The organism is Bacteroides muris (ex Fokt et al. 2023), assembly GCF_024704895.1.
Taxonomy (GTDB): domain Bacteria; phylum Bacteroidota; class Bacteroidia; order Bacteroidales; family Bacteroidaceae; genus Bacteroides; species Bacteroides muris.
On record NZ_JAMZEE010000013.1, the window covers coordinates 1 to 11,832 of the forward strand.

Genomic DNA, 11,832 nt, shown 5'->3' on the forward strand with positions numbered 1-11,832 from the left:
ATCAAGGAGCTCCTCAATGATGCCCTCGTTTTTCCACTTGTTGAAATAGTAGTATACGCTCTCCCACGGAGCAAAATCCCCGGGAATCATGCGCCACTGACAGCCTGTTTTGAGAAGATATAGAATCGCATTCATGATGTTTCTGAGAGAATGTTTTCGCTTCCTTTCTTGCGGATTTATAATTTTTTCTATAACTTGCCACTGTTTATCAGTAAGGTTAGTTGAGTATTGTTCCATAACTCTAATTAATTGACACTCATAGAGTTACAAACAAATCTCCAATTAACCTGCTGATTTACAATATATTATTCATTGCAATAACGTTTATCTTCAATAAATTTTAAACAGCTTCTTAATCTATAACTGAAATGATTATGAATACAATAGAAATCCCCGTATTACTGCTGACCGGTTATCTGGGCAGTGGCAAAACAACTTTGGTAAACCACATCCTTTCCAATGAACGCGGCATCAAGTTTGCTGTTATCGTCAATGATCTAGGTGAAGTGAACATTGATGCAGACCTTATACAGAAAGGTGGCGTAGTGGGAAAGAAAGAGGAAAGTCTGGTAGCTCTGCAGAATGGCTGTATCTGCTGTACGCTGAAGACAGACTTGATAGAGCAGATGTTCGAAATCATGAAGATGCAACGCTTCGACTACATCGTGATTGAGGCGAGTGGCATTTGCGAACCGGAACCTATTGCCCAAACACTCTGCTCCATTCCTCATATGGGAGGAGCGTATACCAAATACGGCATTTGCCGCTTAGACTGTATTACCACCGTGGTGGATGCCTTACGTCTGCAAAGTGAATTTTCTTGCGGAGGCGACCTGACCCGCAAAGACATTGACGACGAAGATATCGAAAACCTCATTGTCCAGCAGATTGAGTTCTGCAACATCATCCTGCTGAACAAAGTCGCAGAAGTGCAACCGGAAGAGCTGAAACGCATCAAACAGATTATCCGCACCCTGCAACCCGGTGCCGAAATCATAGAATGCAATTACGCCGACGTGAATCTGGACAAGATTATCCGCACCGGCCTTTTCAACTTTGAACGTGCTGCCACCTCCGCCGGATGGATTCGGGGAATAGAGCGGCAAGTCACCGAGGAAGAAGAGAGGGAAGCACACCACCATCATCACCATGATGAAGAGAAACATCAGCACGAAGAGTGCCATGCCCACCATCATCACCACCATACCGAAAGCGGTGAAGTGGAAGAATATGGCATCGGCACTTTTGTCTATTACCGCCGTCCGGCATTCGACATCCACAAGTTCGACCATTTCGTCGCCACCAAATGGCCTCGCAGCATTATCCGTGCCAAAGGTGTCTGTTACTTCAGCCATAACCGTGACATGTCATTCCTCTTTGAGCAGGCAGGGGTACAGAAGAAAATAACCGAAGCCGGACAATGGTATGCTACCGCCCCCGAAGAAGACCTGATAGAACTGATGCGACAAGAACCGGGACTGCTGAGAGATTGGGATGAAAAGTACGGTGACCGCATGCAGAAGATTGTATTCATCGGTCAACATATAGACAAGGAACAACTGATACACGACTTGGACGAGTGTCTGGAGTAAACCCAAACACCAAAGCCTATTGGCATACAATAAATGAACATAATTCAGCCGGAGACTGAAAGGCATTCGGTCTCCGGCTCATCGTAAGGCTACCTGCTCAGCTCCTCATAAACCGCCGGATGCAGGAAATAGCGTACATCTTTCCCTTCTTCCATTGCCTGACGAATAAAAGTAGAGCTGATTTCGAACACCGGAGAAGAAACTGTCCGCACATTTTGCGACAAAGATGCGGTTTCCACCGGATAACCGGGACGAGGATAAACAAGAATACGGTTTTCGGCAAGAATACGCTCCGACTCATACCAACGGGAGAAAATTCTCCAATTGTCAGAACCGATGATAAGATGGAAAACATGTTGTGGATAAGTTTGTTTTAGTGCATCCAGCGTATGAACAGTATAAGAAGGCCGAGGCAGATGGAATTCAAAATCGGAAGCCCGAAACTTGGGATAACCCTCAGTGGCTAGCTGCACCAGCTTCAAACGTAACTTGTCATCCATCAGTTCGTTTTCTTCCTTCAGCGGATTGTGGGGGGTGACCATAAACCACACTTCGTCCAAGTCCCCGTATTCGCAAAGATAGTTGGCGAGGGCCAAATGTCCGATGTGTATCGGGTTGAATGAGCCGCTAAAGATTCCTATATTCATTTATTCTTATTCATATACAACCTTACAAAGGACGTCTTTGCAACGCACGCCAGGCAGCCCAAGCATTGAAAATCGTCACTACAGAGATAAGAAACATTGAAATACTGGAACGAGGCTCGCCATGCTGTATATACAATACACCCACAACAAGGGAGCAGACGAACAGAATGCTATTAATAATCAGCAATGCCTTGTTCAGCTTCGGGCTGTTCTTCCTCCTCGGTGCCAACTGGTTGTGCACTCCTCCACGTTGTTTCATTCGTTCAAGAATTGAGAGATTACTTTCAATGCTTCCGCTTTGGCTGTCTCCAGGTCATCGTTCACAATCACGGTATCGAACTTCGGTGCAAAGCCCAGTTCGTATTCGGCTTTCGCCACGCGGCTCTCTATCACTTCGGGAGCATCTGTTCCGCGCCCCACCAAGCGTTTGCGCAATTCCTCCACCGAAGGCGGCTGAATGAAAACAGACAAAGCACGCTCACCATAGAATTTCTTGATGTTGCATCCACCCACTACATCTACATCGAACACTACATTCTGCCCGGCGGCCAACTGCTTTTCCACCTGCTCCTTCAGTGTCCCGTAAAAACGGTCCTGATATACCTCTTCATACTCCAGGAATTCATCATTGGCTATACGGTGACGGAACTCGTCGGGAGTCAGAAAGAAATACTCCACTCCGTCTTTCTCCGTTCCCCGGGGGAGGCGGCTGGTAGCCGAGATGGAGAAAGCAAGATTCAAATTCTGTGTCAGCAGATAGTTGATAATCGTTGACTTGCCGGAGCCCGAAGGGGCTGAAAATATGATAAGTTTTGCCATCCTGCTTAGTTATGATTTAACCATTTACAAATTGCTATCCGATACTACATGACGTTCAGCACCTGTTCCTTGATTTGCTCCAGTTCATCCTTCATCTGAACGACAATCTTCTGCATCTCCGCATGATTGGACTTGCTGCCCAGCGTATTGATTTCGCGTCCCATCTCCTGAGCAATGAAGCCCAGCTTCTTGCCTTGTCCGCTTCCGGTCTCCAGTGTGCTGATGAAGTATTTCAGGTGATTGCCGAGACGCTGCTTCTCTTCGTTCACATCCAGCTTTTCGATATAGTAGATGAGCTCCTGCTCCAGACGGTTCTTGTCATAATCCACGCTCAAGGTCTTTTCCAGCGCATCGGTAATGCGTTCCTTCACTCTGGCCACGCGCTCTTTCTCGTAGGGAGCGATGGCCTCCAGCAGACGGGAGATGTTGGCAATCTTTTCGCGAAACTTCTTTTCGAGGGCAGCGCCTTCCTGCCTGCGGAAATCAACCAGCGCATTGACAGCTTGTTCCACAGCCGAATAAACCACAGTCCATTCCTCCTCACTCAGTTCCTGCACATCATTCTTAGTCATCACATCCGGCATACGGAGCAACGTGGCAAACCAGTCCGTCGCATCCGGTACAGGTATTCCTAGATTTTCTGATATAGCACAAATCTGCTTGTAATATCCCTCCACCAACGTCTGGTTGATGGGAGTGCCACTTTCCGCACTTTCTTTCTTCTCTATCCAAAGGCTGAAGTCCACTTTTCCCCGTTCCAGTTTCCGGGATACTTCATTACGAATTTCCATCTCTTTCTCGCGATAAAGCGGAGCGATACGGGCAGACAAATCCATAGCCTTACTATTGAGCGACTTTATTTCAACGTTGATTTTCTTATCAGGCAGTTCGACGGTTGCTTTGCCGTAGCCTGTCATAGATTGTATCATAATGTTATAGTTTTGCGCAAAATTACACGATTATTTTAATTAGTGAAAATAATCACGTAAATTTGCACTACTAAAATCAAGAATAAAAGTTATGTCATGTATCTTGCATATTGAAACGTCCACTTCAGCCTGCTCCGTAGCCTTGAGCGAAGACGGACAGAACGTTTTCAAGAAAGAGGACCTGAATGGCCCTTCACACGCCGTTTCATTGGGAGTCTTTGTGGACGAGGCGCTATCCTTTGCCGATAGCCATGCCATGCTGTTGGATGCAGTCGCCGTGAGCTGCGGTCCTGGTTCGTATACCGGGTTGCGTATCGGTGTGTCGATGGCAAAAGGTATCTGCTATGGACGTAACCTACCGCTTATCGGACTGGAAACCCTGAAAGTCCAGTGTGTACCTGTATTGCTCTACCACGATGAGTTACCCGACGACGCACTGCTCTGCCCCATGATTGACGCCCGCCGCATGGAAGTCTATGCTGCCATCTACGACCGTGCCTTGAAACCGGTGCGCAACATTGCAGCCGATATTGTGAACGAAAGTTCCTACCTGGAATTCTTAGAGCAACATCCGGTCTACTTCTTCGGAGATGGCGCAGCCAAATGCAAAGAGAAAATCACGCATCCCAATGCACACTTTATCGACGGCATTCGTCCGCTTGCCGGCATGATGTTCCCGTTGGCAGAGAAGGCAATAGCCGAACAAGACTTCAAGGATGTAGCCTATTTCGAGCCCTTCTATTTGAAGGAATTCGTAGCCGGCACGCCAAAGAAACTTATTTAAATAATCATCCATTGTCAATTATCCTTTAAAGAAATGCAATATAACACTCAACAAAAGCGGATGCCTCTGCCCGAATACGGTCGCAGCATCCAGAATATGGTAAACCACGCGCTGACAATCGAAGACCGTGCAGAACGCCAGCGTTGCGCAAACACAATCATCAACATCATGGGAAACATGTTTCCCCATCTGCGCGATGTGCCCGACTTCAAACATAAATTGTGGGACCACCTTGCCATCATGGCCAACTTTCAATTGGATATAGATTATCCGTATGAAATTATCCGCAAGGACAATCTGAATACCAAGCCAGAGAGCATCCCCTACCCCAGTACCAAAATCCGCTACCGCCACTACGGCCGTACATTGGAAGTACTGATAAAGAAAGCCATCGAATTCCCGGAAGGAGACGAGAAACAAAACCTGATAGCCCTCATCTGCAACCACATGAAGAAAGACTACATGGCATGGAACAAAGATACCGTCGACGACCGTAAGATTTCAGACGACCTTACCGAACTCTCTGACGGAAAACTGCAAATGACAGACAGCATCGTCCGACTCATGGCCGAACGTATCGACCTGAACTACCGTCCGAAGGTGAACAACCAAAATAACCGGAATAACAATCGGAACAATAAACGGAAATACTAAATTGGAGTTATAATTCAATATGGCATCATTTGTAATCGAAGGAGGACACAGACTTTCCGGTGACATTTACCCCCAAGGAGCAAAAAACGAGGTGTTGCAAATTATCTGTGCCACATTGCTCACTGCCGAAGAGGTGACTGTGCACAATATCCCGGACATACTGGACGTCAACAATCTTATCCAATTGATGCGGGATATGGGAGTCAGCGTATCTAAAAAAGGCATTGACACTTACAGCTTTCAAGCTGCCAACATTGATTTCGCCTATCTGGAAAGTGACGCGTTCCTGAAAAAATGTTCCAGCCTGCGCGGTTCCGTCATGCTGGTGGGGCCGATGGTGGCACGTTTCGGCAAGGCCATGATTTCCAAGCCGGGCGGAGACAAGATAGGACGCCGCCGTCTGGATACACACTTTATCGGTATCCGGAATTTAGGAGCCGACTTTGTCTATAATGAGGAGCGTGGCATCTACGAAATCTCAGCCAAACAACTGCATGGCAGTTATATGCTACTCGACGAGGCATCTGTTACGGGAACTGCCAATATCGTAATGGCAGCCGTCCTTGCCAAAGGCAAGACCACCATCTACAACGCCGCCTGCGAACCCTACGTGCAGCAACTTTGCAGAATGCTGAACCGGATGGGAGCTAAGATAGAAGGCATCGCCTCCAACCTCCTGACTATCGAAGGAGTAGACGAGCTGCACGGAACCGAGCATACCATCCTCCCCGACATGATTGAAGTGGGCAGTTTCATTGGCATGGCAGCCATGACCCGTAGCGAACTGACCATCAAGAATGTCTCCTACGAGAACTTGGGAATTATCCCCGACAGTTTCCGTCGACTCGGCATCAAGATGGAGCAGTGGGAAGACGACATTTACGTGCCCGCACAAGAGACGTACCAGATAGAGTCCTTTATCGACGGCTCCATCATGACCATTGCCGACGCACCCTGGCCCGGACTGACACCAGACTTGCTCAGTGTGCTGCTGGTGGTTGCCACCCAGGCAAAAGGCAGTGTACTCATTCATCAGAAAATGTTCGAAAGCCGTTTGTTCTTTGTGGACAAGCTGATAGATATGGGAGCGCAAATTATCCTCTGCGACCCGCACCGCGCCGTTGTCATCGGTCACGACCACGGCTTTAAACTACGTGGCGGCAACATGACCTCGCCCGATATCCGTGCGGGCATCGCCCTGCTGATAGCTGCCATGAGTGCGGACGGCATCAGCCGCATCCACAACATAGAGCAGATAGACCGTGGGTATCAGAACATCGAAGGGCGACTGAATGCGCTCGGAGCAAGAATAACAAGAATAGAATAAGATGATAAAGAGAGAAGAAGTATATAAGATAGGTATATTCAACAAGCCCCACGGCATTCACGGAGAACTATCGTTCACTTTTACGGATGACATCTTCGACCGGGTGGAAGCCGAATACCTAATCTGCCTGCTGGATGGTATACTGGTGCCTTTCTTCTTGGAAGAATACCGTTTCCGCTCCGACACCACCGCCCTTGTCAAACTGGAAGGCGTGGACACGGCAGAACGCGCCCGCATGTTCACTAATATTGAGGTCTACTTCCCCGTAAAGCATGCAGAAGAGGCAGGACCAGGTGAACTGAGTTGGGACTTCTTCGTCGGTTTTCGTATGGAGGAAGTACATCACGGCACGCTGGGAGAAGTGACGGACGTGGACACATCGACCATCAACACACTGTTTGTGGTAGATTATCAGGGAGAAGAACTGCTGGTGCCGGCACAAGAAGAGTTTATCATAGACATTGACCAGAAGCACAAGGTCATCACCGTAGACCTGCCGGAAGGTTTGATAGCTTTGGACGAAACAGAAGAGGTATGAAAAAGAAACGAAGAAAAGCATTTTGGAGTAACATCAAGTTCAAGTACAGACTGACGATTACGAACGAGAATACCCTTGAGGATATCATCACGTTGCGCGTATCCAAGCTGAACGGGCTGTCCGTATTGCTCTCCGTGCTGTTCGTATTGTTTCTCATCGCCTCCCTGATCGTAGCCTTTACCCCACTGCGCAACTACCTGCCGGGATATATGAACAGTGAAATCCGTGCCCAGGTAGTGGAGAATGCCTTGCGCGTAGATTCCCTCCAGCAACTGGTGAACAGACAGAACCTCTATATCATGAATATCCAGGACATCTTCCAGGGCAAGATAAAGGCAGATACCATACATTCCATCGACTCGTTGACCCACCTGCGCGAAGATTCGCTCATGGAACGTACACAACGGGAAGCCGAATTCCGCAAACAGTACGAGGAGACAGAAAAGTACAACCTGACGAGCATCACCGCTCGCCCCGAAATAGACGGACTGATTTTCTACTGCCCCACACGCGGCATGATTTCATCTCCCTTCAATGCCGAAACAAAACACTTCGGCACGGACATTGCCGCCAATCCGGGCGAAAGCGTATTGGCCACCTTAGACGGTACCGTCATACTGAGTACCTACACTGCCGAGACGGGTTATCTGATAGAAATACAGCACAACCAGGACTTCGTGTCAGTCTACAAGCATTGCGGCTCTCTGCTGAAACGGGAAGGAGATGCGGTGAAAGGGGGTGAAGCCATCGCACTGGTAGGAAACACCGGCGAGCTGTCCACCGGTCCCCACCTTCACTTCGAGCTGTGGCATAAGGGCAGGGCCGTAAATCCCGAGCTTTACATCGTATTTTAGTCTCCAAATAGTAAATTGTAAATAGCATAATAGTAAATGAAACAGATTGCCATACTCGGTTCTACCGGTTCCATCGGTACACAAGCGTTGCAGGTCATCGAAGAACATCCCGACCAGTACGAAGCATACGTATTGACCGCCAATAACCGCGTAGAGGAACTCATAGCCCAGGCACGCAGATTCAAGCCTGAGGCAGTGGTAATAGCCAACGAATCGAAATACACGCAACTGAAAGAAGCGCTTGCCGACCTACCTATCAAGGTATATGCCGGCGCAGATGCCCTTTGCCAGATTGTGACCGAAAATCCCATTGATATGGTATTGACCGCCATGGTGGGATATGCAGGGCTGAAGCCCACCATGAATGCCATCCGAGCCCGTAAGCCGATAGCCCTTGCCAACAAAGAGACGCTGGTGGTGGCGGGAGAGCTCATCAATGACCTGGCACGCTTCAGCGGTGTCCCCATCCTACCCGTCGACTCCGAGCACTCCGCCGTTTTCCAGTGCCTGGCCGGTGAGATAGGCAACCAAATAGAAAAAGTGATACTGACTGCCTCCGGAGGTCCGTTCCGCACCTGCACTATGGAGCAACTAACAACCGTCACCAAAGCGCAAGCACTGAAACACCCCAACTGGGACATGGGCGCCAAAATCACGATAGACTCTGCTTCCATGATGAACAAAGGGTTCGAGGTAATCGAAGCCAAATGGCTGTTCGGTGTACGTCCCGACCAGATAGAAGTCGTGGTACACCCGCAATCCGTCATCCACTCCATGGTACAGTTTGAGGACGGTGCCGTGAAAGCACAACTGGGAATGCCGGACATGCGCCTGCCCATCCAATATGCCTTCTCCTATCCCGACCGGTTGAAAGCCTCTTTCCCGCGCCTGGACTTCAAGCTGTGCACGGAACTGACGTTCGAGCAACCGGACACCACCCGTTTCCGTAACCTCGCCCTGGCCTACGAAGCGCTACATCGTGCAGGCAATATGCCTTGCATTGTCAATGCCGCCAATGAAGTGGTGGTAGCTGCCTTCCTGCAGGACAAAATTTCGTTCCTTGGCATGAGTGAAGTAATAGAAAAGACCATGTCGCGCGTATCCTACTTACAGAAGCCCACCTATGAAGACTATGTGGCTACGGATGCCGAAGCCCGACGGATAGCAGAAGAGCTGATTTGATAGATACACCGGAATGAAAAGAATTATAAAAAACATCTACTCATTTGATACGTTAAATAAGAAAACGTACCTTTGCGAAAATTATAAAAATCGTAAAACAGCAAATAATTAGATGGAAACATTCTTGATTCGTGCCCTGCAACTCATTATGAGCCTCTCGTTGCTCGTTATTGTTCATGAGGGGGGGCACTTCCTTTTTGCGCGTCTGTTCAAGACGCGGGTAGAAAAGTTCTGCTTATTCTTTGACCCTTGGTTCACATTATTCAAGTTCAAGCCCAAACACAGTGACACGGAATATGGTATCGGGTGGCTACCCTTAGGTGGTTATGTAAAAATAGCAGGTATGATAGACGAATCTATGGATACCGAACAGATGAAGCAACCCATGCAGCCATGGGAGTTCCGTGCCAAGCCAGCATGGCAGCGCCTGCTAATTATGGTAGGCGGTGTATTGTTCAACTTCCTGCTCGCATTGTTCATCTATTCCATGATACTCTTTACTTGGGGCGACGAATATATACCAGTACAAAAAGCCCCATTGGGTATGGATTTTAACGAAACAGCCAAAGCCATAGGCTTCCGCGACGGCGATATCCTAATATCTGCCGACGGGGTACCATTCGAACGCTATGACGGCGACCTGCTGACCAGTATTGTCGATGCCCGTCAGGTAAGCGTATTGCGTGACGGGGAAGCTGCTTCAGTCTACATCCCCGAAGACATGATGAACCGCTTGCTGGCAGACAGTGTGCGTTTCGCCAGTTTCCGTTTCCCTTATGTAGTCGACAGCCTGATTGTAGGATACCCTGCCGCTTCCGCCGGTCTGCAAGTGGGCGACAGCATCACCCACTTGGATGGAAAGTCAATAAGCTACTACGACTTCAAAGAAGAGATGCTGAAGCGCAAGAAAGCCAACGCATCCCATGAGGTAACCTTAACATACGTCCGTAACGGTGTAACAGATACTTTGAGCATGATAACCAATGCCGACTATGAAATAGGCGTAGCAGCACGTACGGCAACCGACAAACTGCTGCCCGTTGTCCGCAAGGAATACAGTTTCCTTTCCTCTTTCCCTGCCGGCGTATCTTTGGGGGTAAAGACTCTGAAAGGCTACGTAGGCCAGATGAAATATCTTTTCTCCAAGGAAGGAGCCAAGCAACTCGGAGGTTTCGGAACCATCGGCAGTATTTTCCCCGCCACGTGGGACTGGCACCAGTTCTGGTACATGACGGCATTCCTCTCCATCATCCTTGCCTTTATGAATATTCTGCCCATCCCTGCACTGGACGGTGGACACGTGTTATTCCTCATTTACGAAATCATTGCACGCCGCAAGCCCAGCGACAAGTTTATGGAACGTGCGCAGATGGTGGGCATGTTCCTCTTGTTCGGTTTGCTGATTTGGGCAAACTTCAATGATATACTGAGGTATTTCTTTTAAAGAACAAGACATAAAAAAACGCATCATCCATTCGCGGTAGAACGGATGATGCGTTTGCATCAAACAGATGATGTATTCGGGGCAAGCAGACGATGCGTTTGAACCAAACACATCATCTGTTTTTTTTGTGTCTTATACCAAATGGCCGATCCACTCTTCGCGGTCGCCCGGAAGCAGGTCTATTACCGGAACTTCAACCATTGTATAGCAACCAGGCTGCTGACGCATAGCGGCACGCGCCACACATACCAGCACTTGTGCCGTGAGGGCAGGATTGTTGATACGCATGTTGAACTCAAATAGCTGGTTCTGCGTCTTGCCAGACACACCTTTACGGGTCAGGTTTACCCCATGACCCATATCGAGCAGTGCATCCACACTCGGAACCAATTTTACATGTGTTTCGTCATTCACAAAGTACGGGTCGGCTTTGATGGCTGCAGTCACCTTGTCAAATTCGTAGCCATCCTTCAACTCGATGTACACCATACGACGGTGAATGCCGGTTCCTGTAGGAATAGTCATGGAAAGGGCGGCTTTCACACCTTCGATGGCCTTTACAGCCACGGTATGTCCCATGCTCATGCCCGGACCAAAATTAGTATAGGTAATGCCTTTCGGAGCAATGGCTTCCAGCATGGTGCGGACAATGGAGTCACTACCCGGGTCCCAGCCGGCAGAAATGATGGATACCGTATTATGCTTTTTAGCCTCTGCATCCAGTGTGCGGCGCAAGGCAGTGATACCCGTATGGATATCGAAACTGTCCACAGTATGAATGCCTAAAGCAAGAATCTCCTTTGCATACTCTTCCACCTTGCGGGTAGGCGTACAAAGGATAGCCACATCCACATCTTTCAACTCCTTGATATTCTTCACAACGGGATATCCGCCCAGCTCCGCAGGACAGTTTTCAGCTCCGGCACGGCGCACTACACCGGCAATTTCAAAATCGGGAGCTGCTTGCAAGGCTTCGAACACATAGTGCCCGATATTACCATAGCCAACAATGGCTGCTCTTACTTTTTTCATTCTTTTTTATGAATTTATTTATCAGTTTTC

14 protein-coding genes are annotated in these 11,832 nt (G+C 48.6%); 8 read left to right on the forward strand and 6 right to left on the reverse strand.

From position 1 onward, the window contains the following. Positions 1-237: transposase (locus M1B78_RS07145; protein WP_257940266.1), on the reverse strand; the 237-nt coding region annotated here is incomplete at its 3' end. Positions 238-374: 137 nt separating this feature from the next. On the opposite strand from M1B78_RS07145, the gene M1B78_RS07150 reads away from it, so the two are divergent. Then, entirely contained in the window at positions 375-1,592 is a 1,218-nt protein-coding gene (locus M1B78_RS07150; protein ID WP_257940267.1) for a GTP-binding protein, read from the forward strand. Positions 1,593-1,681: 89 nt separating this feature from the next. On the opposite strand, the gene nadD is transcribed toward M1B78_RS07150, so the two are convergent. From nadD to M1B78_RS07170, 4 genes are read right to left on the reverse strand one after another with little or no spacing between them, the layout of a single operon-like run. Then, positions 1,682-2,239 (reverse strand): nicotinate (nicotinamide) nucleotide adenylyltransferase, encoded by a 558-nt coding sequence (gene nadD, locus M1B78_RS07155; RefSeq protein ID WP_257940268.1) that lies wholly within the window; start codon positions 2,237-2,239, stop codon positions 1,682-1,684. A 22-nt stretch (positions 2,240-2,261) separates the two neighbouring features. Then, positions 2,262-2,498, reverse strand: a complete 237-nt coding sequence (locus tag M1B78_RS07160) for a hypothetical protein (protein WP_136010316.1) — start codon at positions 2,496-2,498, stop codon at positions 2,262-2,264. Then, a complete protein-coding gene (gene gmk, locus M1B78_RS07165) occupies positions 2,495-3,058 on the reverse strand; it encodes a guanylate kinase (RefSeq protein WP_257940269.1) in 564 nt (187 codons plus the stop codon). The genes M1B78_RS07160 and gmk overlap by 4 nt, the downstream gene beginning before the upstream one ends. A gap of 44 nt (positions 3,059-3,102) precedes the next feature. Continuing rightward, complete coding sequence (locus tag M1B78_RS07170) at positions 3,103-3,987, reverse strand: YicC/YloC family endoribonuclease (RefSeq protein WP_257940270.1); 885 nt, start codon at positions 3,985-3,987, stop codon at positions 3,103-3,105. 91 nt (positions 3,988-4,078) lie between these two features. Between M1B78_RS07170 and tsaB the strand changes: the two genes are divergently transcribed. The 7 genes from tsaB to rseP all read left to right on the forward strand — a co-directional run bounded on the left by tsaB (position 4,079) and on the right by rseP (position 10,770). Continuing rightward, positions 4,079-4,771: a tRNA (adenosine(37)-N6)-threonylcarbamoyltransferase complex dimerization subunit type 1 TsaB gene (gene tsaB / locus M1B78_RS07175; RefSeq protein ID WP_257940271.1), complete on the forward strand. Its 693-nt coding sequence runs from the start codon at positions 4,079-4,081 to the stop codon at positions 4,769-4,771. A 33-nt stretch (positions 4,772-4,804) separates the two neighbouring features. Further along, positions 4,805-5,425, forward strand: coding sequence for a DUF4290 domain-containing protein (locus M1B78_RS07180; protein WP_136010312.1), 621 nt, complete (start codon positions 4,805-4,807; stop codon positions 5,423-5,425). Between the two features lie 19 nt (positions 5,426-5,444). After that, the gene (gene murA, locus M1B78_RS07185) at positions 5,445-6,752 is read left to right on the forward strand and encodes a UDP-N-acetylglucosamine 1-carboxyvinyltransferase (protein ID WP_257940272.1); all 1,308 of its coding nucleotides are present in this window, start codon (positions 5,445-5,447) and stop codon (positions 6,750-6,752) included. Position 6,753: 1 nt separating this feature from the next. Continuing rightward, positions 6,754-7,290: a ribosome maturation factor RimM gene (gene rimM, locus M1B78_RS07190; RefSeq protein ID WP_005826980.1), complete on the forward strand. Its 537-nt coding sequence runs from the start codon at positions 6,754-6,756 to the stop codon at positions 7,288-7,290. Then, entirely contained in the window at positions 7,287-8,144 is an 858-nt protein-coding gene (locus M1B78_RS07195) for a M23 family metallopeptidase (protein ID WP_257940273.1), read from the forward strand. The genes rimM and M1B78_RS07195 overlap by 4 nt, the downstream gene beginning before the upstream one ends. Before the next feature lie 36 nt (positions 8,145-8,180). Then, positions 8,181-9,326 (forward strand): 1-deoxy-D-xylulose-5-phosphate reductoisomerase, encoded by a 1,146-nt coding sequence (locus M1B78_RS07200; protein ID WP_005826984.1) that lies wholly within the window; start codon positions 8,181-8,183, stop codon positions 9,324-9,326. A 112-nt stretch (positions 9,327-9,438) separates the two neighbouring features. Next, entirely contained in the window at positions 9,439-10,770 is a 1,332-nt protein-coding gene (rseP, locus tag M1B78_RS07205) for an RIP metalloprotease RseP (protein WP_009038004.1), read from the forward strand. Positions 10,771-10,902: 132 nt separating this feature from the next. On the opposite strand, the gene M1B78_RS07210 is transcribed toward rseP, so the two are convergent. After that, entirely contained in the window at positions 10,903-11,802 is a 900-nt protein-coding gene (locus M1B78_RS07210; protein ID WP_257940274.1) for a diaminopimelate dehydrogenase, read from the reverse strand. Positions 11,803-11,832: the final 30 nt, after the last annotated feature.

Coding starts and splice junctions, on each gene's coding strand:
- M1B78_RS07150 (WP_257940267.1), top strand. CDS start 375: ATGAATACAATAGAAATCCCCGTATTACTGCTGACCGGTTATCTGGGC.
- nadD (WP_257940268.1), bottom strand. CDS start 2,239: ATGAATATAGGAATCTTTAGCGGCTCATTCAACCCGATACACATCGGA.
- M1B78_RS07160 (WP_136010316.1), bottom strand. CDS start 2,498: ATGAAACAACGTGGAGGAGTGCACAACCAGTTGGCACCGAGGAGGAAG.
- gmk (WP_257940269.1), bottom strand. CDS start 3,058: ATGGCAAAACTTATCATATTTTCAGCCCCTTCGGGCTCCGGCAAGTCA.
- M1B78_RS07170 (WP_257940270.1), bottom strand. CDS start 3,987: ATGATACAATCTATGACAGGCTACGGCAAAGCAACCGTCGAACTGCCT.
- tsaB (WP_257940271.1), top strand. CDS start 4,079: ATGTCATGTATCTTGCATATTGAAACGTCCACTTCAGCCTGCTCCGTA.
- M1B78_RS07180 (WP_136010312.1), top strand. CDS start 4,805: ATGCAATATAACACTCAACAAAAGCGGATGCCTCTGCCCGAATACGGT.
- murA (WP_257940272.1), top strand. CDS start 5,445: ATGGCATCATTTGTAATCGAAGGAGGACACAGACTTTCCGGTGACATT.
- rimM (WP_005826980.1), top strand. CDS start 6,754: ATGATAAAGAGAGAAGAAGTATATAAGATAGGTATATTCAACAAGCCC.
- M1B78_RS07195 (WP_257940273.1), top strand. CDS start 7,287: ATGAAAAAGAAACGAAGAAAAGCATTTTGGAGTAACATCAAGTTCAAG.
- M1B78_RS07200 (WP_005826984.1), top strand. CDS start 8,181: ATGAAACAGATTGCCATACTCGGTTCTACCGGTTCCATCGGTACACAA.
- rseP (WP_009038004.1), top strand. CDS start 9,439: ATGGAAACATTCTTGATTCGTGCCCTGCAACTCATTATGAGCCTCTCG.
- M1B78_RS07210 (WP_257940274.1), bottom strand. CDS start 11,802: ATGAAAAAAGTAAGAGCAGCCATTGTTGGCTATGGTAATATCGGGCAC.